Consider the following 25036-nt stretch of genomic DNA (forward strand, 5'->3'; position numbering starts at 1 on the left):
TCGCGGCGGCATCCGAGGCATCCGGTGAGGCGGAGCTGCGTCGGCTGTACGAGGATCCCCGGCCGGCTCTGCCGGACGAGATCACCTCGTGCACCGCCTACGGCGGCGTCCGGCGGGTCACTCTGTCAGTTCCACGAGCTTGACCACGGTGTTCCAGTTGCGGGTGGTGACGATCAAGCCCCTGGTCAGCCGGGGGCGGGCGAGCTGCTCGGCGAGCTTGGAGCGGCCGAGGCCGTCGGGGGCGTAGAGATAGAGGGCGCGATCGCCCAGGCGGAACTCCTCCGGGAGATGGGCGGCCTGATCGATCCCGGCGAAACGCTCGGCGTCGACGGGGGCGGAGAAGTAGGTGACGTGCAGTTGCTTGGGCTGGAGGCCGGCGGCCGGGAACGGACAGGCCTCGGCGACCGCCTTCAGATAGGCGTGGTCGCGGACGATCACGTCGACGGCGAAGCCGAACTGCTTCTCGATCGCCTGGGCGAGCTCAGCGGCGAGGGACTCCTCGTCGCCGTGATCGGTGCCGAAGACGGCCTGGCCGCTCTGCAGGTACGTACGGACGCCGTCGTGGCCGAGGCCCTCCATCAGGGTGCGCAGCCCGGCCATCGGGAGCTTCCGGTTGCCGCCCACGTTGATTCCGCGCAGGAGTGCGGCGTACATCGTCGTCATGACCTCAGCGTAAGACCTGTCCCAGCGGTGGGGCGGTGGGCGGACCCCTGATCATCGCCCCCGAGATCTCCCGGTATCACAAGGGGGCAAGCCCGTCATGGGGAAGCAGGAAACTCGGGTACGGGGCCTGGCCGCCCGGGCCGGCGGCGGGAGCGCCCGGTCGAGTTCCAGAGCTTCCCCTCGGCGCCGGTCCCGGTGACCTTGTCTGCGAAGACGGGCGGGATCGCGTACGTGACCCGGTGGCCACACGCCCCGAGTTCGCGGATCACCTCGAGACTCGGGTTCACGTGACCGTGGGCGGCAATGGAGAACATGGCGATGTGGGCACGAACAGTCATGCACCTGACAGTATGCGGGACGAGGCGTCTCGTGCCCCTGGTTAGGTTCAGGGGGTCAGCGCCTCGTGCAGCCGCAGCCACTGTTCCGGCGCCACTCCCCCACGAGCACCCCGGGATCCACACCCGCGGCCCGGAACGCGGCGTTGATCCGCCGCCTCGGACGGGCCCTCCGCAGCGACGCGTGCAGCGAACCCCCGACCTCGGCGAAGCCCGGCTCGACCAGACACCGCAGGCCTCGGTAAGCGGCGTCGTCGAGCAGCGCGACGGCACGCCGATCGATGTACGGGACCCCGGCGTCCACCCCCGGCACGGGCCGGAACCTGTGCCGACCGATCCGGTCCAGCAGCGCTTGCGGGCGTACTCGAGCTGGGTGGTCATGCGAGGACCCCCGGTTCTTCGTAACCCCCAGGCTCGGGCGACGGTCCGGGCACCACGGCTGGGCGGTGGCCGTTCTGATCCTCGGTGCGGTCGGTGTCGGAGCCCGGGGTGCCGGAGAGCCCCGGCGGGTCGTCTCCGCCAGAGTAGTTCCCGCCGGGGCCGCTCCCGTTCCGCAGTCGTATCACCCGCTTGTACGCGCGACGAGCGAGCGTGAGCGTCCGTTCGATGCCCCCGCTGAGAAAGATGAGATCGCAGGCCACCATGGTCAGCGCGAAGCTCGTCAATCCCATGAGCACGGCGATGGACACGTGGAACCCGATCGAGACCAGGGCCGCCCACGGGCGGATGCGCCGCACGAGGATGCCGAGGGGGAAGTAGACCTGGAAGAGGACCGAGGAGTAGGTGCCCGCGTAGACCAGCAGGTCATTGCCGTAGACAAGCTCAGACACGCCAGGCAGGGTGAACTCGGGGACTCGCAGGATGTAGAAGAGCGCGGTGCCGTCCTGCCATACCTGCCCCTGCACCTTGTACAGCCCACTGACCATGTAGACCAGACAGATCTGCACGCAGATCGCGACGACTCCGAGGTTGTGAAGGGGCGTTGAAACTGCCCGTACCCCGCCGTGCAGGCGTCGCGTCAGGCGGCGTGCTATTCCCGTCGAAAATGCCAGCCGATCGTAGCAACGAGTCAGCAGAAGCATGGGGATAACGAGGTACGCGAGGTTTTCGCCGCCGTCGAGAAGCACGGGTTGCCGCTGATAGATCGACCAGAGGAACACCCAGTGGACAGCTAGTCCGCACCGTCCGCCGATACCCAGCATGACGGCCAGTGCGACCAGTGCCCCAGCGTGGAATACGAGGTCGAACCAGAGTGGAGAAGAACTCCAGGAGTAGATGCTGAAGGTGCCGGAGTCCCGGAGCTGGAGGACGAATTCGTCATGGGGCAGAACACCATTGGGGCCGAAAAGATAGCGGCGGTCGCTGTACTGGCTCACGTAGTACATGAAACAGACGAAACCCAGAAGGGCCCGCGCGGCAGATACGCCCAGCACGCTCACCGGACGACTGGACCAGTCGTCGAGGGCGGAGAAGGGGGAGGAAAGCAGCTTGTTGGCCTTCATCGCAGAGCGCTCGCCTTCCGCCAGGGGAAGTCGTAGACCTCTACCTTGCCCTCGTCCGTGGCTCCCTCCGGTGCATTCCTCTTGGACCACGGGGGGAGTTGGTGGATATACATCCGTACCTGGACGGCTTGCACATCTCCGTCGCACGCCTGCGGCATCTGAGTCAGGGAGTAGCGAGACAGGTAGGTGACCGTCGCGCTCTGGGATCTCTTCTCGTGAGGCATCAGGGGCAACAGGGGCTTCTTGTCGTTCTGGGAATCGTTGCGCAGCCGGTTCAGCAACTCGTCGCTGTTGTTGATCTCCTGGACAGGGCCGGTGACCAGCCGCGACATGCGGGACGGAAAGAACCTGCTGTCCTGCACGTCTTTGATGTACGGGGTGGTGACGTCGTAGTCCTTGGTCACCGTGTTGTCGGCGCACCTCGCACGGGCCACGATGCCCCGGTCGTCGGTGAGGGGATCCGGGGCAAACAGCAACCAGGTCTGGGCGAAGTACGGCTGCATATAGGCGTTGACCGTCTCCTGGTAGCGGACCTTCGCGGGGCTCAGCGGGGCCTGGGAGAGCGCGGTCATGGTGAAGTGCACGCCGAGAAGGGCGGCGCCTGTGAGTAGCACCGCCCTCCGGACCACGCGATACTGCTCGGTCACTTGTCGAAGACCGTGTCCGCGCTAGAGCCGGCGATCTCGACCTCCGCCGGCGCCACTCCCCCCACACCCCTGGCCTGGTGCTGGCCAATCCGGGTCGTCATCTTGTGATACTGGCGTGCGGCTCTGGCGACCGATACGACCCTGTTGGCGACCGTCGCTCCCCTGAGCACACTGCCGAGGGCCCTCGGCTGAACGTCGGGCTTGTTCACAGCTCCGGAGGTAGTCGTTGTATCGGCCACAGGCTGGGCCCTGACTGCCTGCGCTGAGCCCTGAGTGGATATCACCAGAGCCGCACCGCTGAGAGCCACCCCTATTGCGGTGGCGACTGTCTTCTTCCGCATCTCATTCTCCTCAAGGTCTTCGAACGCGAATTACCAGGACCAGGTCGCGTGTCTGCGTCCTGGATGTGCTGGGCGTACGCACAGGACGGCCGGTCAAGCGCCGGGGGTCGACCGGTCGACTCGCGCCTCCAACTATGGTGAAAGCATGAGGAACTGGCCATTGGCACTTGCGGCAGTACCAGTTTCGGCATTGCCTCAATCGGCAATACCTGTGGCAGCGATCCTGCATGAGGCTCCGCCGGCTCGCTGACGGACCCTTCGGCTCTGTTCACGGACTTGGGCGCGAGTCTGCCGCAGCGCGGTCAACGTCCCGCTTCCCTCACGCTGCCAGCCTGTCGACCAGCCGGGGCACCGTCGGATCGGAGGCACCGGCTCGAACACCGCCGGCTCGGCCCACAGCAGGCCCCGCATGCGGTCCTCACCCAGCGCGACCGCGAGGGCCACATCCAGCAGAATCGAGCTCGGTGACCACCAGAACCTCCCGCTTCCACGCACTGATGCCCGCCGCCTGACGGCGGCGGGCATCAGCTAAGGGCCCCACGATTCCCACCGGCGTCCAGGCGGCTGGGTCCCTCGACGTTCTCGGCCTGCCTTTCAGCCGACCGCGCCTCCGCCGCCGTCTTCAGCTCGCCCAGCCAGCCCTACAGACCGGAGGCGAGGATCTTGGCCGCTTGCGGGCACCCGTCTCGACCTGTTTCCCCGTGTGGATCTCCTCCGTAGTCACGCGGACGCCGTCGATGCGCGGCCCTTCGCCGGTCCCGGGGTCGGACTGCCGGAGGCCTGGGGTCGGGCGGGATAGGGGTCGCCCAGCGGAACACCGGGCCCGGTGTGGATGAGGCCGTCGTCGCAGCGCTGTCCAGTGGGATGGCGCCACTCGTGCCGTACGGGCACAAGTTGGGTGGTGGGTCGCGTGGGCGGCTTGGAAAGCGACTACCGGTAGTTCGTCAACCCACATCACCGCCGGGTCAACGAACTACCGGTAGTCGGCAATGTCTTCCTCGGTGGCGATACCCGATCGAATAATTGAGCGGCACCGATCGCCGACCAATGCGGCCTGGAGTGGTGACTGCACCCCCAGTTTCTGAATGACACTTGCCAAATGGGCGCGAACCGTTCGTTCCGCTATTCCAAGTTCTCGCGCCAGTTGCCGGTTCCCCAAGCCGTCCGCCAAAAGCAGGAGCACCTCTCGTTCACGCCTAGTGAGCTGGTCAAGCCCTTGGTGTGCCAGGGCTGTCGACGCCGCGGTTCCCCTCGCGGTCGACTCTTCCGCACGCATAACTACGCTCCGTTATGATGAATTACCCCGAGTGGCGCCACTCTGGTCGTAAGTCACGTCACGCGGGGCCCCGTTTCGACCGATCATAGGCGAGCGGTGCCCCGTTGACGTGCATATAAGCCAACCGCCGTGTGGAAGAGGTCAGTTCACGGCAAGGTGGTCGGCGAGAGTGAAAGCGTCGGAGATCGCGTAGCCCCTTGTTAATCTCGGCGCGGGTCGTGGCCAGGGGCGGCGCCGTCCACCCGCCCCTCCTCCTCGATCATGCGATGTTGGACAGGGCGGCCGCGAGGGAGGTGGGGTTGCGACTGGGCACCGCGCACACTGCCCGGCCTGAGCCGGTGCGACACTGACGGCGGATGGCCGGTACCCGACGGTCGACGACGTGGGCGAGGGAGGTGGACGAGGCACGGGCCCGAAACGTACTGGCCGCGGCGGGAGTGCTGCCCGGCGCGGTCCGCGAGGCACGGCTGCTCGCTCTGGGCGAGAACGCGGTGTTCGCCGCCGGCCCGGCCGGGTGATCCGGGGCCCGTCGACTCTCGGGGGAGTCGACGGGCCCTTTCCCGTGGTCACCGCCGGGGCAGCTCCGCCTCGATGAAATCGGCCGCGCGGCGGGTGCCGCCCTCCTTCTCCATCTCGGCCCGGATGCCGTCGAGCGCGCGGGCCACCTCCGGGTCGTCGACCAGGGCGAGGGCCGTCCGCCGCAGCGCCTCGGCGGTCGCCTCCTCGGTGTCCAGCCGCCGGGCGACGCCGAGCGCGGCCAGCATGTCGGCGTTGCCGAACTGGTCCACGGCCTGCGGTACGGCGATCATCGGGGTGGCGCTCGCCAGCCCCTCCTGGCTGCCGCCGGCGCCGGCGTGGGTGACGAACAGGTCGGCCTGCCGCAGGATCGCGAGCTGCGGCACCCAGGAGTGCACCTCGACGTTGCCGGGCAGGGCGCCCAGTTCGGCCGGGTCGACATGTTGGCCGATCTGGAGGACCAGGTGCCAGCCGGGCAGGCCGGCGAAGGCGCGCACGCACTCGCGGTAGAAGTCGGGCCGCTTGGTGAAGGACGACCCCAGGGAGACCAGGACGACCTTCTCGGCGCCGGCGGGCCGCGTCCACTCCCCCTCACCGGTGCGGTCGCCCTGGCAGGCGCCGACGAAGGAGTACACGCGCTCGTCGACCCGGTCGGCGCACGGCTGGAGGGCCTTGGGGATCAGTACGAGGGACCGGTCGGGGCGGCCCATGAAGGTGTCGGGGTCGAGCGTCAGGCCGTTCTCCTCCAGCCAGGTCCGGAAGCGGGCGTAGTACGCCTGCCCCCGCGGGGTCCGCTTCGGCTCGGCCCACATGGGCTCGGCGACCTCCTCCTCGTACCCCTCCCAGGCGACCAGGTTCGGGGAGAGCGAGACGGCGGGCACGCCCCAGCGGTGGGCCAGGACCCGGGCCGGGTAGGCGGTGATGTCGTGCAGGACGAGGTCGGGTGCGTCGCCCTCGTAGGCGGCGGTCAACTGCGGCAGGGCCTGCATCGCGTCGGCGAGGAACGGCTCGACGTTGTCCAGGAGGGTGGTGCCCCAGGCCGACGGGTCGTCGTCGGGCGAGGGCAGCGTGGAGTTCCACGGCTTCACCTCGGCTCCGGTCGCGGCGACCTTCTCGGCGAACAGGGGCGGGACGGCGTAGGTGACCCGGTGGCCGCGCGCGACCAGCTCACGGATCACTTCCAGGCTCGGGTTCACGTGGCCGTGGGCGGCGATGGAGAACATGGCGATGTGGGCGCGTCGTCGGGTCATGCCACAGACCCTAGGCGAGACGAGACGTCTCGTGCAACCGCAATTCCGGGAAGGATCCGCGCACACCGTCCGACCTGTGCGAATGCGAGACTGATCACCGGCAACGGCAGACGGACGGACGGCACGGAGGCGGCGATGGACGAGGCGGCGGCGCGGGACGTACTGGCCTCGGCGAGGGTGCTGCCCGGCCCGGCCGGGGACGCGCGGCTGCTCGCCCTGGGCGAGAACGCCGTCTTCGCCGCCGGCGACCTGGTGGTGAAGGTGGGCCGGACCGCCGAACTCCTGGACCGGGCCCGGCGGGAACTGGACGTCGCGGCCTGGCTGGCGGAGGCGGACGTCCCGGCGGTACGGGCGGCCGCGCCGGAACCGCTGCTGGTGCGCGGGCACCCGGTGACGGTGTGGCACCGGCTGCCCGATCCGGTGCGGCCCGCCGGACCGGGCGATCTGGCCGTGCTGCTGCGACGGCTGCACGCCCTGCCCGCACCGGCCTTCGGGCTGCCGCCGCGCGATCTGCTGTCCGGGGTGGAGCGCTGGCTGCGGCTGGCGGGCGACGCGGTCGACCCGGCGGACGCGGCCTATCTGCGCGAGCGCCGCGACGGCTTCGCGACGGCGGCCGCGGCCCTCACCCCGCATCTCTTGCCGGGGCCGATCCACGGGGACGCCCTGCCCCGCAATGTGCACATCGGGCCCGGCGGTCCGGTCCTGGTCGACCTGGAGACCGTCTCCGCCGATCTGCGGGAGCACGATCTGGTGGTGATGGCCCTCTCCCGGGACCGCTACGGGCTGCCCGCGCGGGAGTACGACGCCTTCACCGAGGCGTACGGCTGGGACGTGCGGGAGTGGGAGGGGTGCGGGGTGCTGCGCGGCGCGCGGGAGACGGCGAGCTGCGCCTGGGTGGCCCAGCACGCGCCCGCGAACCCCAGGGCGCGCGCGGAGTTCGAGCGCCGGGTGGCGTCCCTGCGGGACAGGGACACGGCGGTGCGCTGGCACCCCTTCTGACGGGGCGCCGGGGACGGGACGCCGGGGAAGCGGCGCCCGGCGCAGTCCCGGCCGGGGCGTCAGCCGGCGGGGGTGTCCGCCAACTCCCGGACCGGCCAGACGCCGTCCACCACGGCGTCCGGCTCGCCCTTGCGGCGCAGGAAGCTCTGGAAGTCGGCCGCCCATTCGGCGTACCACTCGATCTGACGGCTGTGCAGCTCGGCCGGACCGAGGGCGGCGATCTTGGGGTGCCGGACGGCTATCGCACGGGCCAGCCGGGCGGCGGCGAGGGCGTCCGCGGAGGCGTTGTGAGCGGCGTCGAGCGGGACGCCGTACTCGGCGCAGACCGCTTCCAGGGTGCGTTTGCCGCGGCGGTAGCGGTCGGCCCGGCGGTCGATGGTGTACGGGTCGATCACCGGTGCCGGGTCCGCGCCGCCGAGGCGGTCGCGCAGGGACGGCAGTCCGTGGCGGCGCAGTTCGGCGGTGAGGAGGGTGAGGTCGAAGGCGGCGTTGTAGGCGACGACCGGGACTCCGGCGCGCCAGTAGCCGGTCAGGACGTCGGCCAGGGCGTCCGCCACCCGGTCGGCGGGGCGGCCCTCGGCGGTGGCGCGCTCATTGCTGATGCCGTGCACGGCGACGGCGTCGGCCGGGATCTCCACGCCCGGGTCTGCGAGCCACTCCCGGTGCCCCAGGACCTGTCCGTCCCTGACCTCGATCACGGCCCCTGTGACGATGCGCGCCTCGCGCGGGTCCGTCCCGGTCGTCTCCAGGTCGAAGCCGACCAGCAGCTCCTGGTACCAGGCCATGTGTGGCCCCCCTTCTCGGTGGTGCTTTCCCCCAGTGGTCCCCACCTTCGCACGGGCCACTGACAATGCGAGGAGAGCCCTCCCCTTCAGGACACAGGGCGCGAATCCGCCCAGGCCAGCTCGAACTCCTCGCGGTACGCCGAGAAAAGTCCGACTTCTTCCGCCTCGCCCGACTTGACCACCCGGCTGCCGTTGCGCAGCACCAGCACGGGCGCCTCCATGCCGCGCATCCGCCGCAGATAGGACTGGACGACGGCGACGCCGTCGGTGCCGTCGCCGTCGACGAGGTAGGCGGTGAAGCGGGGCGTCTCGTCGTACACCTGGATCTGGAAGGCGCCCGGGTCGCGCAGCCGGGAGCGGACGCGGCGCATGTGGAGGATGTTCATCTCCACCGAGCGGCTCAGCTCGCCGCGTTTCATGCCCAGTTCGCGTTCGCGCCGCTTGACGGCGCTGGAGGCCGGGTTGAGGAAGAGCAGCCGGACCCGGGCGCCTGCCTCGGCGAGCCGGACCAGCCGGCGGCCGGAGAAGTTCTGCACCAGGAGGTTGAGGCCGATGCCGATGGCGTCGATGCGCCGGGAGCCGTCGAAGATGTCCTCGGCCGGGAACTGGCGCAGCAGCCGCACCCGGTCGGAGTGGACGGCGACGACGTCGGCGTACCGGTCGCCGACGAGGTCCTCGACGGCGTCCACGGGCAGCCGGCGCGCGGACGGTACGTCGCCGCTGGTGCCGAGCATCTCCAGAAGCCGTGCGGAGGCCCGCTCGGCCTGGCCGAGGACGGCCTCGGACAGGGCGCGGTTGCGGGAGACGACGTTGCGGGTCACCTCCAGCTCGTCCAGGGCGAGTTCGACGTCCCGGCGGTCGTCGAAGTACGGCTCGAAGCACGGCCAGTGCTGGACCATCAGCTCGCGGAGCTGGGGCAACGTCAGGAAGGAGATGACGTTGTCGTCGGCCGGGTCGAGCAAGTAGCCCTTGCGGCGGCTGACTTCGCGGACGGCGACCGCGCGCTGCACCCATTCCTGTCCGGCGGGGCCGGCCGCGGCGACCACCCAGTCGTCGCCGTGGACGGGTTCGTAGATGGGGCGCAGTACGGCGGCCACGACGGCGCGCAGCCGCTGTTCCACGAGGTTCAGCCAGATGTAGGCCCGGCCGGCCCGCTGGGCGCGGGTGCGTACCTCGCGCCAGGCGTCGGCGTCCCAGTCCAGCTCCGGGCCGATGGAGTTGGTCTCCATCGGCCGGGCCAGGGACACCGTGCCGGGCGGGGCGTCTGTGGAGTTCCCCTCGTGACTGTCGTCACCAGGGGGCAGCTCCAGCCCTCCCGAGCCCACCCGCGCACCGCCTTCCGCTCCCCCGAGCTCTCCCTGTGCCAACGATCAAGGAAGGGTACTCCGGGAGCGGTCGGCGATGCAGCCGGATGGGCAGGTCGTTTCTCAACTTCCGTTGTTCGGACGACCGTTCTGACCCGCGAGGGCGGGCGGAGTGAGCGGATTCATAGCGGTGACGTCGCGGGGGACGATGGAGAAGCCCTGCCAGTGGACCGGCATCGGCTGCTGGTCCTCGTCGCGCGCGATGTGGTGGAAGCCGACGTTGACCCAGGTCACCGGGTGCTTGAGGGTCTGGCCGTTGACCCACTTGTCGACGGACTTCGGGTGACCGGCGCCGCAGGCGAGGGGGTTGTTGTTGGCGTACATCTCACACTTGTTGTACTCGGTGAAGTAGACGTCGTGCTTGGTGAAGGGACGTCCGGAGTACTTGGTGGTGGCGCCGGGGACCAGCTCGTAACTGCGCGGGTGGCCGTCCTTGTTCTTGCCGATGTTGCTGACGACCCGCCACCAGCGCATGTTCTTGGCGTCGCCCGCGAGTTCCTTGGTGACGGGGGTGCGCTTGGTCTTGGCGGTCGGGCCCTGCTGGCCGCTCGCCGGCGGGCTGACGACCGAGTCGTACTGCTCGATCTTGTTGGCCGAGGAGGCGTCGAGGCCGAAGTCCAGCCGCCAGAAGACGTTGTGGCTGTGGCTGGTGGCGTACGCCTTGGCGCCCTTGCCTATCGGCCAGCCGCGGCCGTCGCCCGCGTCGTAGTCGAAGGGTGAAAGGCTGCCGGTGGCACCGACGTTCATGTTGACGGTGCCGTCGTCGGAGAAGCGCCACTCCGTCATGTACTCGTACCAGCCGACCTTGTTGACCGTGTAGACGAGCAGGTCCTTGCCCTGGGCCTGGTAGACCTTGTTGCCGGTGTCGGCCTGCATCCGGTAGGCGTGGCCGCGTGAACGGGTCGTGGTGCACAGGCCCTTGACGTTGGGGTGCTCCGGGTCGAAGGACTCGGGGACCTTCACGGTCTTGATGGTGCCGCCGGGGCACTCGGCGGGGGCCAGATTCACCAGCCCGGAGCCGAAGTTGTAGTCGGTGACGTCGTTGTACTCGTTCTTGCCGTCGTCGTACGGGACGTGGATCTGGGCGAGTTTGGCGCTGGTGAGGACCCGGATCGGCTTGGGTTCGCCGGGCGGCTGGTAGGTCACCTTCTCCAGGACGAGCCCGGACTTGGCCTCGTAGCGCCAGCACATGCGCCAGGTGGTGCCGGTGGAGAGCTTCTGTTCGATGCGGTAGGCGGCGCTGCAATCGGCGGCCGGGGCGGGGGCCGCCTTGGGCTGGGCGACGGCGGGGCCGGCCCCGGCGGTCGCGCCGGCGGCCAGCGCGGCCAGCGACAGGCCGAAGGCCGCTCCCTTGCGGGTACGGCTGATGTGGTTCACGCGCATGTGGACATGACTCCTAGACATGAAGGACACGCGGAGCGAGCGGGAAGGCGGAAAGGGCGGACGCGGCACGGCTCAGCCGGTGAGCTTGACGACCTTTCCGGTGCTGAGGTCGATCACCAGGGACCGCGCGTCGATCCACGGGCCGTTCTTCACCTTCGGCAGCAGGCGCACACAGCGGTGCTTTCCGCAGGCGTCGAGCGCGGCGGGCTGGGCGCCCGGCACCGCGCGGTAGATCATGCTCGCGAGCTGGAGCTGATCGGGCGAGGCGAGCTTGGATCCGGTCGCGTCCTGGTAGTCGGCGCGCAGTCCGGCGCCGAGCGGGTCGGCGATCAGCAGCCGGGCCGCCTCGTCCTGCTCGGCGCTGCTCAGCGGCGGCTGGACCCCGGTCTGGGTGGCGGTGTTCTCCACCTTGCCGGTGTCGAGGTTGACGGTCTTGGTGACCACCGAGTCGTTCTTGTAGTCGTAGAACGTCACGTCGGCGCGCCGGGGCGCCTTCGGGTCGTCCAGTTCGTCGGCCTCGGGCGCGGCGAGGTCCACGCCGAGGCGCTGCGGTCCGCGGTCGCCCTCGACGTCCTGGGCCGCGTTGAAGAGCTGGCGGCTGAGCGCGATGCGCTCGACGCGCTTCAGCTCGTCGTCGGTGAGCGGGTCGCGGCCCGTGCCCTTCTGGCCCTCGGACGGGGCCTCCTCGACGACGCCGGGCGCCACCGCGCCCCCCTGGCCGTCGGCCGCGCCCTGTCCTGTCGCTTGTCCGGCCGTCTGTCCGGCCCTGGTCCCCCCGGTGTCGTCCGCCCCCGCCGTACCCGGCAGGGTGATGCCGACCATCACGGCTGTCGCGGCCACCGCGAGGGCCGTTCCCGCCACCACCTTGCCCAGGTGGCGGCGCACTGTCGTGCGCACAATTGCCCCCTACTCCCCCTGATGCGCGGGAGTACGTCTGATTGCCCCACTGGTTCGGCATACGCCGTATGCCGGCGTATGCGCTGGTCGCCAGGTAAGAGGGCCGTAAGTCGCAGGTGGTTCCCTCACTTTCGGGGAGACTCGGGGGCAAGGCGCCAGCGGCGCGGCGGCACACCTGAAAGAGTCGTTCCATGCAGGTCTGGCCTGGAGAGGCGTATCCCCTCGGTGCCACGTACGACGGCGCCGGAACGAACTTCGCGGTCTTCACGGAGGCCGCGGACCGAGTGGAGCTGTGTCTGCTGCACGACGACGGCTCGGAAACGGCGGTGGAACTACGGGAGAGCGACGCGTTCGTACGGCACGCGTATCTGCCCGGCATCATGCCCGGACAGCGTTACGGCTTCCGGGTGCACGGTCCGTACGAGCCCGCGCGCGGGCTGCGCTGCAACTCGGCGAAGCTGCTCCTCGACCCCTACGCGAAGGCGGTCGCGGGGGAGGTGCGCTGGGGCGAGGAGGTGTACGGCTACCACTTCGGGGCCCCCGATCGGCGCAACGACCTGGACTCGGCGCCGCACACCATGACGTCGGTCGTGGTCAACCCGTACTTCGACTGGGGTGACGACCGGCCGCCGCGCACCGAGTACCACCGGACGGTGATCTACGAGGCGCACGTCAAGGGTCTGACGATGCGCCATCCGGGGTTGCCCGAGGAGCTGCGCGGCACCTACGCGGGGCTCGCCCATCCGGCGCTGATCGAACACCTGACCACGCTCGGGGTGACGGCGCTGGAGCTGATGCCGGTGCACCAGTTCGTCAACGACCACCGGCTGGTCGACATGGGCCTGAACAACTACTGGGGCTACAACACGATCGGCTTCTTCGCCCCGCACAACGCGTACGCCTCGTGGGGCGACCGCGGCCAGCAGGTGCTGGAGTTCAAGTCGGCGGTGCGCGCGCTGCACGAGGCGGGCATCGAGGTGATCCTCGACGTGGTCTACAACCACACCGCGGAGGGCAACCACCTGGGGCCGACGCTGTCCTTCCGGGGCATCGACAACGAGCGGTACTACCGCCTGTCGGAGGACCGCCGCTTCTACACGGACACCACGGGCACCGGGAACTCGCTGCTGATGCGGTCCCCGCACGTCCTCCAGATGATCATGGACTCGCTGCGCTACTGGGTCACCGAGATGCATGTCGACGGGTTCCGTTTCGACCTGGCGGCGACCCTGGCCCGGCAGTTCCACGAGGTGGACCGGCTGTCGTCGTTCTTCGACCTGGTGCAGCAGGACCCGATCGTGTCCCAGGTGAAGCTGATCGCCGAGCCGTGGGACGTGGGCGAGGGCGGCTACCAGGTGGGCAACTTCCCGCCGCTGTGGACCGAGTGGAACGGCAAGTACCGCGACACGGTGCGCGATCTGTGGCGCGGCGAGCAGCGCACGCTCGCGGAGTTCGCGTCCCGGCTGACCGGCTCCTCCGACCTCTACCAGGACGACGGGCGCCGGCCGCTGGCCTCCATCAACTTCGTGACCTGCCACGACGGGTTCACCCTGCGGGACCTCGTGTCGTACGACGAAAAGCACAACGAGGCCAACGGGGAGGACAACCGGGACGGCGAGAGCCACAACCGGTCGTGGAACTGCGGGGTGGAGGGCGAGACCGACGATCCCGGGGTGCGCGAGCTGCGGGCCCGGCAGATGCGGAACTTCGTGGCGACGCTGATGCTGTCCCAGGGCGTGCCCATGATCAGCCACGGGGACGAGTTCGGGCGCACCCAGCGGGGCAACAACAACGCCTACTGCCAGGACAGCGAGCTGGCGTGGGTGGACTGGCCGCGGGACGGCGACGAGCTGCTGGAGTTCACCCGGGCGCTGGTGTGGCTGCGCCGGGAGCATCCGGTGTTCCGGCGGCGCCGCTTCTTCCACGGGCGGCCCGTGGAGGGCACCCACGACGAGCTGTCGGACATCGCCTGGTTCACCCCGGAGGGCGAGGAGATGGTCCAGCGGGACTGGGACCGGGCGCAGGCGTCGGCGATGTCGGTGTTCCTCAACGGCAACGCGATCTCGGAGCCCGGCCCGCGCGGGGAGCGGATCGCGGACGACTCCTTCCTGCTCCTTTTCAACGCCTCCTCCCGGCCCCTGGAGTTCGTGGTGCCGGTGGACCACGGGCGGCAGTGGCAGGTGGTCGTCGACACGGCGGACCCGGCCGCGGTGCCCCGGGAGGGCGGCCGCAAGGTGCAGGCCGGGGACCGGCTGACGCTGGTGGACCGGAGCATGACGGTCCTCCAGCGGCCCGCGTAGCCGGGACGACGGGGCGACGGGCGGGCGTGACGACACGCGCGCGTGCGGGCGGCGACCCGGCCGGGGGCACCCGGTCGGGGCCCGGGTGACACGAATCGGGGCCGGGCGGGTACGTAGGGTTGCATGACCCCTGCGCCCGCTGTCCCCGTCGTGCCCACGGCCACCTACCGGTTGCAGCTCCAGCCCGCGTTCCCGTTCGCCGCCGCGGCGGCCGCGGTGCCGTATCTGGCCTCGCTGGGTGTGTCCCATCTGCATCTGTCACCGGTCCTGGAGGCGGTGCCCGGCTCCCTCCACGGCTACGACGTGGTCGACCACACGCGGGTGCGTGCGGAACTCGGCGGCGAGGACGGCCTGCGGGAGCTGGCGCGCACCGCGCGCGAGCACGGGCTCGGCCTGGTCGCGGACATCGTCCCCAACCACATGGCGATGGCCCCGCGGCACAACCGCGCCCTGTGGGAGGTGCTGCGGGAGGGCCCGAAGTCGCCGTACGCGCGCTGGTTCGACATCGACTGGGAGGCGGGCGGCGGCCAGGTGCTCGTCCCGGTGCTCGGCGGTCCCGTCGGCGCCGAGCTGGAGCACCTGCGCGTCGAGGACGGCGTCCTGCGCTACCACGACCACGTCCTGCCGCTGCGGGACGGCACCGAGGAGCTGCCCCTGCCGCAGCTCCTGGACGCCCAGTGGTACCGGCCGGTGTGGTGGCGGCTGGCCCGCACCGAGCTGAACTACCGGCGGTTCTTCAGCATCTCGGAGCTGATCGGGGTGCGGGTGGAAGACCCGGAAGTGTTCGAGGCGACCCACGGCACGATCCTGCGGCTGCTGCACGAGGGCGTGCTCGACGGGCTGCGCGTCGACCACCCGGACGGCCTCGCCGACCCCGACACCTATCTGGAACGGCTGCACGAGGCCGGCGGCGGCCGCTGGACGGTCGTCGAGAAGATCCTCGCGGACGACGAGCGCCTGCCGCCCTCCTGGCCGGTGGCCGGCACCACCGGATACGACGCCCTGCGCCGCGTCGACGGCCTGTTCACGGACCCGGAGGGCGCCGGGGAGCTGCTGGAGCACTACCGGCGCTTCGCGGCCCCGCAGACGGACCGGGGCGGCGACTGGGCGGCCACCGCGCGCAGGGCGGCGTACGCGGTGCTCTCGCACGAGCTGGCGGCCGAACTGGACCGGCTGACCCGGACCGCCTCCCGCGTGTGCGCGACGTCCCACGACCCCGCCCTGCGCGACCGGGCGCCCTGGGCGCTGCGCACGGCGCTGGTGGAGCTGCTGGTGCGGCTGGAGGTGTACCGGCCGTACGCCTCGGGCGACCCGGCGGCCGTGGTCACCGAGGAGGCCGCCGAGGAGGCGCGGCCCGCCTTCGTGGTGCCCGAGGAGGCGGGCGCGGTCGACGTGGTGCGCGCGCTGGTGCTCGGCGGGACGGGTCCCGCGCGCGCGGAGTTCCGGGCCCGGTTCGCGCAGACGGCGTCCGCGCTGCGCGCCAAGGCGATGGAGGACACGGCGTTCTACCGGTACGTGCCCTTCCTCGCGGCGAACGAGGTGGGTGGCGAGCCCGGTGCCCCGGGGGTGTCCCCGGCGGACTTCCACGCGTACTGCGCGCGCGTGCAGCGCGACTGGCCGGCCGGCGGAACGGTGGTGTCGACGCACGACACCAAGCGCAGCGCCGACGTGCGCGCGGCGCTGGCGGTGCTCACCGAGTGCCCCGGACGGTGGGCGGAGGTCCTGGCCCGGGCCACGCACGCGGAGGAGGCGGAGCCGGACGGGCAGCTCGCCTGGGCGGCCTGGCAGACCGCCTTCGGGCTCGGCCCCGCGGACCCGGAGCGGATCCGGGAGGCGATGCTCAAGCACGCGCGCGAGGCGGGCCTCTACACGACCTGGACCGAGCAGGAGCCGCCGTACGAGGACATGGTGGCCGCGTTCGTCACGGCGGGGCCGTGCGGGGTGCCGGGGCGGCGGGTGGCGGCCCTGCGCGAGGAGCTGGCCCCGCACATCCGGGCCAATGTGCTCGGCACGGCGCTGGTCCATCTGACGATGCCGGGGGTGCCGGACGTCTACCAGGGCACGGAGCACGAGTACCTGGCGCTGGTGGACCCCGACAACCGGCGCCCGGTGCGTTTCCCGCAGCCGGAGCCCGCCGGCGGAGGTGAGGCGGCCGGGGAGAGCGTGAAGGGTTCGGTCACCGCCGCCGCGCTGCGGCTGCGCCGGCGGCGGCCCGAGGTCTTCGGCACGTCCGCGTCGTACGAGCCGCTGGTCGCCGAGGGGCCGGCCGCCGCGCACTGTCTGGCCTTCGCGCGCTCCGGCGAGGTGGTGACGGCGGTGACCCGGCTGTCGCTGCGGCTGGCGGAGGCGGGCGGCTGGGGGGAGACCCTGCTGCCGCTGCCGCCGGGGCGGTGGGCCGACGCGCTGGCCCCCAAGGGGACCGGGCGGGAGTTCACCGGGCACGCGCGCGTGGCGGAGCTGTTCGAACGGCTGCCGGTGGCCCTGCTGGAGCGGGTCGGCTGAACGGGAACCGGTGACCCGGCCCTGCGGCCGAAAAGTGCCGACGGCATAGGCGCGCGGCGGTCCGGCCCGTGCGCCTCTGCCTCCGGGCGCCCCCTGGCGCCGCCCCGAGGGACCACTTGACAGTTCACCGGGGCCGTGGGGTACTGCGGAATGCGAGCAGGGTGGACATAACGGGGGTGAGTCTCCTGCCGGTGCTGCGTTACCCGACGGTGACCGAACTGACCAGCGCCGCACGGGCGCTGACCGCCCAGTACCCCGGCCTGTGTGTGCTGCGGCAGGTGGGTCTCTCCCGCGCGGGCCGCCCGCTGCACCTGCTGTCGGTGGGGCACGCGCGGCGCGCCGTCCTCGTCGTCGCGGGGGCCCACGCCAACGAGCCGACCGGTGGCCCGACCCTGCTGGCCCTGGCGGAACGGGTGCTGCACGAACGGGAGTTGCGCACCGGTACGTCCTGGCACTTCCTGCTGTGCGCGGACCCCGACGGGGCGAGCCTGCACATCACCCCGGCACCGCGCAGCCTGTTGGAGTACCACCTCGGCTTCTTCCGGCCGGCCGGGCCCGAGCAGCCGGAGTGGTCGCCGGCCGTGCTGCCGCCGGACCGGCTGCCGCCCGAGACCCGGGCGCTGACCCGGGTCATCGACGAACTGCGCCCCTATCTCCAGGTGACGCTGCACGGCACCGATCTGGGCGGGAGCTGGGTGCAGTTGACGCGGGACATCCCGGGGCTCGCGGAGCCGTTCGCCAAGTCGGCGGCGCAGCTCCACATCCCGGTGGAGACGGGCGCCTCGGACGCCGCGGGCTGGCCGGCGTCCGGTCCCGGCGTGCATGTGATGCCGGACCCCGGCGCGGAGGCGGCCTACCCGAGCATGCCGGACGACGCCCGGCACAGCACCTGGTACCACGCCCACCGCTACGGCGGTCTCACGGCGGTCGTGGAGGTGCCGATGTGGGCGAGCGACCTGGTGGACGACCCGGCGCCGCATCCCGCCCCGGCGGCGGCGATCCGGCGCCTCGCGGAGCGGCTCCAGCGGGACGCGCGGGAGGTGGAGCGGGTGCTCACCGAGGCGCTGCCCCGGCTGGAGGGCGACGAGGGGCCGCTGCTGCGGGCCGCCAAGTGGGCGCTGGAGCTGGTGCCCGGGCTGGCCTCGGACTGGATCCATGTGCCGCCCGCGGACACCACGATGGCGTACGTCGGCAGTGTGGACGCCTTCGCGCGCCGGCTGCCGCTCCGGGCGGCGGCGATGCTGTGGCGGGTCCTCCAGGAGACCGACGACCACGCGGCCCCACGTCTCGAACAGCTCGTCGAGACGTGGAGCGACGCGTTCGCCGTCCGCTTCCGGGCCCGCTGGGTGCCGCTGGAGCACCAGGTGGAGCACCAGTCGCGGACGGTGGTCGCGGCGGCGCTGCACGCGCGCGAGGGGGCGGCGTAGGACATACGCGCGTGAGCCCTACACCGCCCACGCTCCCCCGGTCACATCCCGGACGTCGCCGCCCCCGCCCCCGTCAGCTCGGCCAGGTCCGTCAGGTCGACGAGACCCGCCATGTCCGCCAGGCCGGCGGCCCCCGCCAGGTCCGTGCCGTCCCCCGCGTCCGTCTTGTCGAGGGCGAACACCGCGCCCGTCAGCGCCTCCAGTTCGCAGTCGTTGCCGTAGGTCTGGCTGAACTCGACCGGCTGCCCGCCCCACCGTCCGCTCGCGCGGGCCGTGACCGGGGCGTAGAGCATCGCGCAGATGGCGCCGGGCCGCGGCGCGAGCCGGGCGGGGTCGCCGTCGGCCGCCGCGAGCTGTCCGCACGCCTCGGCGGCCCGGGAGTGGCCCTGGGGCGGCGCGCACAGCAGCACGGCGCTGCGGGTCTCGCCGGACTGTCCGGTGCCCCGGGTGACGGTGAGCCGGAGCCAGTCGCCGGGGCGCGCGTCACCGGAGGCCGCGTGGGCCGGGACGGCGGCCGCGGCGAGGAGGAGGACGGCGGCGACGGCGGGAAGGGCGCGCCGGCGGGGCGCGGTGGGGAGGAAGTGCGTCATTCCCGGTGCATCGGCACGGCGGACCGGGTCCCCCAGTGCGGCTCACCCGTTCGTGCGCGCGGCGCGTGCCGTCCGGCGAGGTCGAAGGCGGCGAGCACCACGCGCGCCTGGTACTCGGCCTGGCGGGCGACGGGGATCCAGCGCGCCCCGCTGTCGTCGCGGTAGGCGGCGCACCAGGCGTCGATGAGCCGGTCGAGCACGGGCAGCGCGCCGGCCGGGTCGCGGCCCGCGCGGGTGACGAGCTGGTGCAGCAGGCCGGCGGTGCGTACGGCGATCCGGCGGCCGGCGATCCGCAGGGCGGCCAGATGGGCGTTGGTGAGCGGCGGCAGCGGACGGGCGGGGTCGGTGGTGGCCGGGTCCCAGGCGTCGGCCAGGCCGGGGCAGACCAGGAGGTAGTCGTCCACGGGGGCGAGGAGGCGCGCCGCGTCGGGCGTGCCGCCGAGGTGGGGCCGTACGCGCGCGAGGAGGTGCTCCAGCACGCGCGCGTCGTGGCGCAGGGCGGTGCTGACGGCGTGCAGCGCGGCGCCGGGGTCGGCGGGCGGGGCGCCGTCCTGGACGCCGGGCACGCCCCACATGGGCGCCTCGACGACGGCGGTGACGGTGCCGTGGCGGAGCGGGTGGCACCAGGTCGACTCGACGGCGGCCTCGGTGATGGCGGCGGCCAGGCCGCGCGGGCGGGGCCGGGGGATGCGGTAGACGGCGGGGCCCAGCCGGGGCCAGTACAGGGTGTCGTAGGGGCCGAGTTCGCGCGGGATGCCGAGGCGGGCGGCGGCGTGTGCCATCCGGCGGTCGAGGCCGGGCAGGTCGCGGGTGAGTTCCACGAAGCCGCCGCCGACGTCGACGCCGTGCAGCGAGCACTGGAAGAACGGTTTCAGCTCGTCCTGGAGGCGGAGCAGGGCCCGGGTCTCCGGGAGCGCGGCGGCGGCCGCCCCGTCGGGCAGCCACTCGGGCTGTTCGTGGAAGCCGGGCCGGAAGAAGTTCCGGAAGTAGCGGCCGAGGCTGTAGGGGCCGGTCAGCCAGCCCTCGTTGCGGCGCAGGCCGTCGGGGTCCAGGCAGAGCAGCAGGTTCCAGGTGGCGTCGGCGCCCTCGGTGAGCCGGGGGTCGGCCAGGACGCGTTCGGCGAGGCGCAGCACGGTGGCGCCGCCGACCGGTTCGTTGGCGTGCGGTCCGGCGACGACGAGGGCCTGCCGGGAGCCCCGGCCGAGGGAGAGCAGCCACAGGGGGGTGCCCGCGCGCGAGACGCCGACGCGGCGCAGCCGGGCGTCCCGTGAGCGGCGGCCGGCCAGGAGGGCGGCGCGGGCCGCGAGTTCGTCCACGGTCGGGTAGCGCGGGAGGGGCGGCAGGGGGCACACCTCCACGGGGCGGCGCCGTCGGTTCACCGGGCGTGTCCGGCATACGCACAGTGAGTCATCGGCCAGGGGTTCGTCAACACCGCCCCGGACGGGGGGACTTGAGCCTCGCGGGGCCGATGTGGGGGTCTGTCCGGGTCAGTTCACCGAGAGCCGGAACGCGATCCGGCCGAAGGCGACCATGTCGCCTTCGCGGACCACGGCGGCGCCGATGACCCGACGGCCGTTGACGGTCGTGCCGTTGGTGGAGCCGAGGTCGCGCAGCACCCACATGCCGCCCTGGCGGCTGAGTTCGGCATGCACCCGCGAGACGCTCTCATGGGTCAGCCGCAGCCCGCTCGCCGGGTCGCGGCCGATGCGCAGGGCGTGTTCGGTGCCGGGGTGCGGCAGCAGCAGCTTGGGCAGCCGCTCGGCCTGCCAGGCCCGCCGCAGCCGTACGGTGAACCCGGACACCGCCTCCACGCTCCCGAAGATCACCCGGGACAGCCGGCTCTCCTTGGGCAGGTCGGCGGTGAGCGCCACGAGTTCCTCGGAGCGGCGGGCGGCGAGGGCCAGCTCCATGCGCCGGATGAACGTGTCGTGCGACAGGCGGCCCATGGCGACGCCGTCACGCAGCACCTTCAGCGCCTTGTCGCGCTCCACGTCCGACAGCCGGGCGGGATACGCGTTGAACTCGAAAGACGACGTCACGCTCGTGATTGTCGGTCAGTGAACCCCGGGTGTCCAGAAAACGAGTGAACGCCCGCACGCGCGCGTGGCCGACGCCACCCTGTGCAATGGGGGTGTTTCAAAAGCGGATCGATCCCCGGTGCAGCACGATGGACGCACGCCATCACGCTCAGCAGACGAAGGGGAACCGTCCGTGCAGTTCGAGGTGTGGGCACCGCAGGCCGATCGTGTGACGCTCCGGTGCGACGGCGTCGCGAGCGCGCTGGAGCGCGATCCCGAGCGGGCCGGCTGGTGGACCGGCGAGGCACGCGCGCAGGACGGGTCGCGGTACGGGTTCGCGCTCGACGACGGCCCGGTGCGCCCCGATCCGCGCTCGCGCCGCCAGCCGGACGGCCCGGACGGTTTGAGCGCGGTCGTCGACCACGGCCGCTACGACTGGCGCGTCCCGTGGCCCGGCCGCGCCCTGCCCGGGGCGGTCCTCTACGAGCTGCACGTGGGCACCTTCACCCGTGAGGGCACCCTGGACGCGGCCGCCGGGCGGCTCGGGCATCTCGCGGCGCTGGGCGTCACCCATGTCGAGCTGATGCCGCTGTGCCCGTTCCCCGGCCGGCACGGCTGGGGGTACGACGGGGTCGCGCTGTGGGCGGTGCACGAACCGTACGGCGGGCCCGAGGCGCTGAAGCGGTTCGTGGACCGGGCGCACGAACTCGGCCTGGGTGTCGTCCTGGACGTCGTCCACAACCATCTCGGGCCGTCGGGGAACTATCTGCCGGAGTTCGGGCCGTACTTCACCGACCGCCACCACACCCCGTGGGGCGCGGCCGTCAACCTGGACGCGCCGGGCTCGGACGAGGTGCGGGCGTTCCTGCTGGGCAGCGCGCTGGCGTGGCTGCGGGACTACCGGCTGGACGGGCTGCGGCTGGACGCCGTGCACGCGCTGGCGGACACGCGCGCGTACCCGTTCCTGGAGGAGCTGTCGGCGGCGGTGGACGCACTTGCCGCCGAGACGGACCGGCCGCTGTTCCTGATCGCCGAGTCCGATCTGAACGACCCCCGGCTCGTCACGCCCCGCGAGGCGGGCGGCCTGGGGCTGCACGCGCAGTGGAACGACGACTTCCACCACGCGCTGCACACCGCGCTCACCGGCGAGTCCCAGGGCTACTACGCCGACTTCGCGCGCGCCCCCTTCACCGCGCTCGCCAAGACCCTGACCGGCGGCTACTTCCACGACGGCGGGTACTCCGGCTTCCGGGGCCGCCGGCACGGCCGCCCGCTGGACCGGACCCGGATCCCGGGGCACCGGCTGCTCGGCTACAGCCAGACCCACGACCAGATCGGCAACCGCGCCCAGGGCGACCGGCTGTCGGCGCACCGCTCCCCCGGCCTGCTGGCCTGCGCGGCGGCCCTCACGCTGACCGCGCCGTTCACGCCGATGCTGTTCATGGGCGAGGAGTGGGCGGCCGGCACCCCCTGGCAGTACTTCACCGACCACCCCGACCCCGAGCTGGCGGAGGCCGTACGGCGGGGCAGGCGGCGGGAGTTCGCGGAGCACGGCTGGGCCGAGGACGAGGTACCCGACCCGCAGGACCCGGCGACCCGCGACCGCTCCTGCCTGGACTGGTCCGAGCCGGAACGCGCACCGCACGCGCGTGTGCTGGCCTGGTACCGGGAGCTGATCGCGCTGCGGCACACGCACCCGGACCTCACGGACCCCGACCTCACCGACATCAAGGTCGCCCATGACGCCGAGGCCGGCTGGCTGGCGTTCCGGCGCGGAGACGTCCGCGTCGCCGTGAACCTCGGCAAGGAGACCGCGGAGATCCCCCTCGGCACCCGCCCGGCCCGGATCCTGGCCGCGTGGGAGCCGGTGCGGGGGCCGGGCGAGGACGGACTGCTGCGGGTGCCGGCGGAGTCGTGCGTGGTGCTGGAGCAGGAGTAGGAGCAGGGGCGGGGGCGAGCGCCCGCGGTACGGCTGTGCGGCGATACGGCTATACGGCGTCCCCTGCCGGGTCTCCCTCGTCCTCGTCGCCTCCGTCCTCCCGGAACTCGGTCACCCGCTCCAGCAGGATCGCCTCCCAGGCCCGCCGCAGCCGGTTCCGCAACAGCGGCAGGGGCTCGTCGGCGCCGTGGCCCTCCAGGCGTTCGGCGAGGCGGACGACGCTGTCGCAGCGGGCCAGCCAGAGACCGCGCAGGCACGGGCGGGCGCCGTAGCCGGCGAGGGTGGCGGCGCGGACGGCCGCGCCGGAGCCGACCGCGAGGGCGAGTCCGGCGATGTCCTCGGCGGGGTCGCCGAGGACCGCGTCCGTCCAGCCGAGGACGCCGCGCACCCGGCCGTCGGCGCTGACCACCAGGTGCTCGCCGCGCAGCCGGTGGTGGACGAGGACGGACGGGGCCGGCCGGGCGGCGAGCTGGGCCGCGCCGGGCGGGGTGAGCTGGTTCAGCAGGGCGGCGTCGAACTCGTCGGCGCGGGCGAGACGGCGGGCGGCGGCGACGGCCATCCGGCGCAGCGCCTCCAGGGAACGCGGGGCGGCGCGCGGCACGCCGAGCGCGTCGGCCTGCCGGGGCTGCACCTCGCGCAGTCCGCCGAGCAGCCCGGCGAGGTCGGCCTCGCCGACGGCGGACACGTCGTGCTCCTCGGCCGTACCGCCGGGCAGCCTGGTGTCGAGGGTGTAGGCGAGCCCCGGGGACCACTCGCCCTGGGCGAGGCCGGTCGGCAGGGCGACGGGGACGTGCGGCCGGACGAGGTCGCGCAGCCGCAGTTCACGGCGCTGCCGCGCGGAGGCGTCCCGGTCGGGGGCGAGCCGCAGGACGTGCCGGGGGCCGACCCACCAGGTGTAGGCGGGCTCCTCGGCGCGGACCGGCCGCACCTCGGGGCCCGGGCCGCCGCTGCCGCTCTCCTCGACGAGCGCGCGGACCAGCCCGCGGACGGTGTCCGCGGTGGGTACCGGTGCCTGGGTCATGGTCGCGCCGCTGCCGTTCGGGTGGGTTCCGTCAGTTCCGGGCTCCTGAGGGGTCGCGGGGGTCAGTCCACGAGGACCATCTCGCGGGTGGTGTGGTTGAGACGGCGGCCGCCGTCCTCGGTGACGGTGACGATGTCCTCGATGCGCACCCCGAACCGGCCGGGCAGATACACGCCGGGCTCCACGGAGAAGCACATGCCGGGCACGAGCGGCCGCTCCTCGCCCTCGATCATGTAGGGCGGCTCGTGGGTGGTGACGCCGATGCCGTGGCCGGTGCGGTGGATGAAGTACTCGCCGTACCCGGCGTCGGTGATGACCGCGCGGGCGGCCCGGTCGACCTCCTGGCAGGCGACGCCGGGGCGCACGGCGCGGAATCCGGCCTCCTGGGCCTCGCGGACGAGGTCGTGCACCCGGCGTTCCTCGTCGGTGGGTTCGCCGACGTGCACGGTGCGGGAGGTGTCGGAGCCGTAGCCGTCCTTGAGGCCGCCGAAGTCCAGGACGACCATGTCGCCCTCCTCGATGACGCGTCCGCCGACCTCGTGGTGCGGGTTGGCGCCGTTGGGGCCGGAGGCGACGATGGTGAAGTCGACCTGGGAGTGCCCGAACCGGCGCAGCAGCTCGGCGAGTTCGGCGCCGACCTCGGTCTCGTGGCGGCCGCTGAAGCGCACCTTCCTGATCTCCTCGAAGGCCCGGTCGGCGGCCTCGGCGGCGGCCGCCATCAGCTCCAGCTCCGCGCCGTCCTTGACGGCCCGCAGCATGGGCAGCGCCTCGGTGAGGGAGGTGTACGAGGTGGCGGGCAGCGTCCGCTGGAGGCCCAGCAGATGCATCGCCCAGGCGTTGTCGCTGATGCCGAACCGGCCGGACGCGTCGAGGAGGCCGGCGGTGGCGGCGTAGGGGTCCTTGCCGTCGGTCCAGTCGCGCAGGGTGAGCGCGGGGGCGCCGGCCGCCTTGGCGGCGTCGGGGGCCTCCAGGGTCGGTACGACGAGGACGGGGTCGGCGCCGGGGACCAGGACGAGCAGGGTGAGCCGTTCGGTGGCGGCGGTGGGCGCGTAGCCGGTGAGCCAGACGAGGTCGGGGCCCGGGGCCACCAGGAGTCCGGCGAGGCCGGCGTCGGCGGCCTGGCCGGCGGCCCGTTCCATACGGGCCCGGTAGTCCTCGGCGGCGAAGGGCGCACGTGCGATGCCGGTCATCCGGGCCTCCCTGGACGGACGTGGTGACTACGGGCAGCATCCTGCCCGCACTGCGGGGGCCGCGCGAGCCGGTCGCACGGGTTTTCGCCCC

Annotated in this window: 19 protein-coding genes and 4 pseudogenes; 6 read left to right on the forward strand and 17 right to left on the reverse strand. The window is 72.4% G+C overall.

Annotated elements, in window-relative coordinates; translation table 11 throughout:
- Positions 1-117: 117 nt before the first annotated feature.
- The 7 genes and pseudogenes from G6W55_RS08455 to G6W55_RS08475 form a co-directional block, all read right to left on the reverse strand.
- Positions 118-663, reverse strand: coding sequence for a DUF1697 domain-containing protein (locus G6W55_RS08455; RefSeq protein WP_030793080.1), 546 nt, complete (start codon positions 661-663; stop codon positions 118-120).
- A gap of 158 nt (positions 664-821) precedes the next feature.
- A pseudogene (locus G6W55_RS38535) lies at positions 822-1035 on the reverse strand (macrolide-inactivating glycosyltransferase); the annotation flags it as partial.
- A gap of 13 nt (positions 1036-1048) precedes the next feature.
- Positions 1049-1347: pseudogene (locus G6W55_RS38540) on the reverse strand (rRNA adenine N-6-methyltransferase family protein); the annotation flags it as partial.
- 28 nt (positions 1348-1375) lie between these two features.
- Positions 1376-2500, reverse strand: a complete 1125-nt coding sequence (locus G6W55_RS08460) for an HTTM domain-containing protein (RefSeq protein WP_217686651.1) — start codon at positions 2498-2500, stop codon at positions 1376-1378.
- The gene (locus G6W55_RS08465; RefSeq protein ID WP_175520166.1) at positions 2497-3147 is read right to left on the reverse strand and encodes a DUF5819 family protein; all 651 of its coding nucleotides are present in this window, start codon (positions 3145-3147) and stop codon (positions 2497-2499) included. The genes G6W55_RS08460 and G6W55_RS08465 overlap by 4 nt, the downstream gene beginning before the upstream one ends.
- Positions 3144-3488 carry a hypothetical protein gene (locus tag G6W55_RS08470; protein ID WP_175520167.1) on the reverse strand — a complete coding sequence of 115 codons (345 nt, stop codon included), beginning with the start codon at positions 3486-3488 and terminating at the stop codon, positions 3144-3146. The genes G6W55_RS08465 and G6W55_RS08470 overlap by 4 nt, the downstream gene beginning before the upstream one ends.
- A gap of 973 nt (positions 3489-4461) precedes the next feature.
- Entirely contained in the window at positions 4462-4764 is a 303-nt protein-coding gene (locus tag G6W55_RS08475) for a helix-turn-helix transcriptional regulator (protein ID WP_175520168.1), read from the reverse strand.
- 395 nt (positions 4765-5159) lie between these two features.
- Here G6W55_RS08475 and G6W55_RS08480 point away from each other — a divergent pair.
- Positions 5160-5270, forward strand: a pseudogene (locus tag G6W55_RS08480) (aminoglycoside phosphotransferase family protein); the annotation flags it as partial.
- A 60-nt stretch (positions 5271-5330) separates the two neighbouring features.
- Here G6W55_RS08480 and mgt read toward each other — a convergent pair.
- Positions 5331-6573, reverse strand: a pseudogene (gene mgt, locus G6W55_RS08485) (macrolide-inactivating glycosyltransferase).
- 92 nt (positions 6574-6665) lie between these two features.
- Here mgt and G6W55_RS08490 point away from each other — a divergent pair.
- Entirely contained in the window at positions 6666-7529 is an 864-nt protein-coding gene (locus G6W55_RS08490) for a phosphotransferase enzyme family protein (protein ID WP_175520170.1), read from the forward strand.
- 59 nt (positions 7530-7588) lie between these two features.
- On the opposite strand, the gene G6W55_RS08495 is transcribed toward G6W55_RS08490, so the two are convergent.
- The 4 genes from G6W55_RS08495 to G6W55_RS08510 form a co-directional block, all read right to left on the reverse strand.
- Positions 7589-8314 (reverse strand): 3'-5' exonuclease, encoded by a 726-nt coding sequence (locus G6W55_RS08495; RefSeq protein WP_175520171.1) that lies wholly within the window; start codon positions 8312-8314, stop codon positions 7589-7591.
- An 86-nt stretch (positions 8315-8400) separates the two neighbouring features.
- Positions 8401-9639, reverse strand: coding sequence for an SAV2148 family HEPN domain-containing protein (locus G6W55_RS08500; protein ID WP_175520253.1), 1239 nt, complete (start codon positions 9637-9639; stop codon positions 8401-8403).
- A 102-nt stretch (positions 9640-9741) separates the two neighbouring features.
- Positions 9742-11061: a copper amine oxidase gene (locus tag G6W55_RS08505; RefSeq protein WP_175520172.1), complete on the reverse strand. Its 1320-nt coding sequence runs from the start codon at positions 11059-11061 to the stop codon at positions 9742-9744.
- A 72-nt stretch (positions 11062-11133) separates the two neighbouring features.
- Complete coding sequence (locus G6W55_RS08510) at positions 11134-11958, reverse strand: Tat pathway signal sequence domain protein (protein ID WP_175520173.1); 825 nt, start codon at positions 11956-11958, stop codon at positions 11134-11136.
- A gap of 191 nt (positions 11959-12149) precedes the next feature.
- Here G6W55_RS08510 and glgX point away from each other — a divergent pair, with 191 nt between their 5' ends.
- The 3 genes from glgX to G6W55_RS08525 all read left to right on the forward strand — a co-directional run bounded on the left by glgX (position 12150) and on the right by G6W55_RS08525 (position 18187).
- Positions 12150-14258 carry a glycogen debranching protein GlgX gene (gene glgX, locus G6W55_RS08515; RefSeq protein ID WP_175520174.1) on the forward strand — a complete coding sequence of 703 codons (2109 nt, stop codon included), beginning with the start codon at positions 12150-12152 and terminating at the stop codon, positions 14256-14258.
- A gap of 123 nt (positions 14259-14381) precedes the next feature.
- On the forward strand, positions 14382-16760 hold the full coding sequence (gene treY / locus G6W55_RS08520; protein WP_175520175.1) for a malto-oligosyltrehalose synthase: 2379 nt from the start codon (positions 14382-14384) through the stop codon (positions 16758-16760).
- Between the two features lie 176 nt (positions 16761-16936).
- On the forward strand, positions 16937-18187 hold the full coding sequence (locus tag G6W55_RS08525) for a M14 family zinc carboxypeptidase (protein WP_175520176.1): 1251 nt from the start codon (positions 16937-16939) through the stop codon (positions 18185-18187).
- Positions 18188-18228: 41 nt separating this feature from the next.
- Here the strand turns inward: G6W55_RS08525 and G6W55_RS08530 are convergent, their stop codons facing one another.
- The 3 genes from G6W55_RS08530 to G6W55_RS08540 all read right to left on the reverse strand — a co-directional run bounded on the left by G6W55_RS08530 (position 18229) and on the right by G6W55_RS08540 (position 20816).
- A complete protein-coding gene (locus G6W55_RS08530) occupies positions 18229-18777 on the reverse strand; it encodes an SSI family serine proteinase inhibitor (RefSeq protein ID WP_205071161.1) in 549 nt (182 codons plus the stop codon).
- Positions 18774-20093: a M14 family zinc carboxypeptidase gene (locus tag G6W55_RS08535; RefSeq protein WP_375372439.1), complete on the reverse strand. Its 1320-nt coding sequence runs from the start codon at positions 20091-20093 to the stop codon at positions 18774-18776. The genes G6W55_RS08530 and G6W55_RS08535 overlap by 4 nt, the downstream gene beginning before the upstream one ends.
- 171 nt (positions 20094-20264) lie before the next feature.
- Positions 20265-20816, reverse strand: coding sequence for a DUF1707 and FHA domain-containing protein (locus tag G6W55_RS08540; protein WP_175520177.1), 552 nt, complete (start codon positions 20814-20816; stop codon positions 20265-20267).
- Between the two features lie 172 nt (positions 20817-20988).
- Between G6W55_RS08540 and treZ the strand changes: the two genes are divergently transcribed.
- Entirely contained in the window at positions 20989-22734 is a 1746-nt protein-coding gene (treZ, locus tag G6W55_RS08545) for a malto-oligosyltrehalose trehalohydrolase (RefSeq protein ID WP_175520178.1), read from the forward strand.
- Between the two features lie 49 nt (positions 22735-22783).
- Here treZ and G6W55_RS08550 read toward each other — a convergent pair whose 3' ends face one another.
- Complete coding sequence (locus G6W55_RS08550) at positions 22784-23755, reverse strand: aminoglycoside phosphotransferase family protein (RefSeq protein ID WP_175520179.1); 972 nt, start codon at positions 23753-23755, stop codon at positions 22784-22786.
- Between the two features lie 62 nt (positions 23756-23817).
- Positions 23818-24945, reverse strand: coding sequence for an aminopeptidase P family protein (locus G6W55_RS08555; RefSeq protein ID WP_175520180.1), 1128 nt, complete (start codon positions 24943-24945; stop codon positions 23818-23820).
- Positions 24946-25036 lie beyond the last annotated feature (91 nt).

It is taken from the genome of Streptomyces sp. CAI-85, from assembly GCF_013363615.1.
GTDB classification, from domain to species: Bacteria; Actinomycetota; Actinomycetes; order Streptomycetales; family Streptomycetaceae; genus Streptomyces; species Streptomyces antibioticus_B.

Coding starts and splice junctions, on each gene's coding strand:
- G6W55_RS08495 (WP_175520171.1), bottom strand. CDS start 8,314: ATGGCCTGGTACCAGGAGCTGCTGGTCGGCTTCGACCTGGAGACGACC.
- G6W55_RS08550 (WP_175520179.1), bottom strand. CDS start 23,755: ATGACCCAGGCACCGGTACCCACCGCGGACACCGTCCGCGGGCTGGTC.
- G6W55_RS08505 (WP_175520172.1), bottom strand. CDS start 11,061: ATGCGCGTGAACCACATCAGCCGTACCCGCAAGGGAGCGGCCTTCGGC.
- G6W55_RS08530 (WP_205071161.1), bottom strand. CDS start 18,777: ATGACGCACTTCCTCCCCACCGCGCCCCGCCGGCGCGCCCTTCCCGCC.
- G6W55_RS08460 (WP_217686651.1), bottom strand. CDS start 2,500: ATGAAGGCCAACAAGCTGCTTTCCTCCCCCTTCTCCGCCCTCGACGAC.
- G6W55_RS08475 (WP_175520168.1), bottom strand. CDS start 4,764: ATGCGTGCGGAAGAGTCGACCGCGAGGGGAACCGCGGCGTCGACAGCC.
- G6W55_RS08490 (WP_175520170.1), top strand. CDS start 6,666: ATGGACGAGGCGGCGGCGCGGGACGTACTGGCCTCGGCGAGGGTGCTG.
- G6W55_RS08470 (WP_175520167.1), bottom strand. CDS start 3,488: ATGCGGAAGAAGACAGTCGCCACCGCAATAGGGGTGGCTCTCAGCGGT.
- G6W55_RS08555 (WP_175520180.1), bottom strand. CDS start 24,945: ATGACCGGCATCGCACGTGCGCCCTTCGCCGCCGAGGACTACCGGGCC.
- glgX (WP_175520174.1), top strand. CDS start 12,150: ATGCAGGTCTGGCCTGGAGAGGCGTATCCCCTCGGTGCCACGTACGAC.
- treY (WP_175520175.1), top strand. CDS start 14,382: ATGACCCCTGCGCCCGCTGTCCCCGTCGTGCCCACGGCCACCTACCGG.
- G6W55_RS08455 (WP_030793080.1), bottom strand. CDS start 663: ATGACGACGATGTACGCCGCACTCCTGCGCGGAATCAACGTGGGCGGC.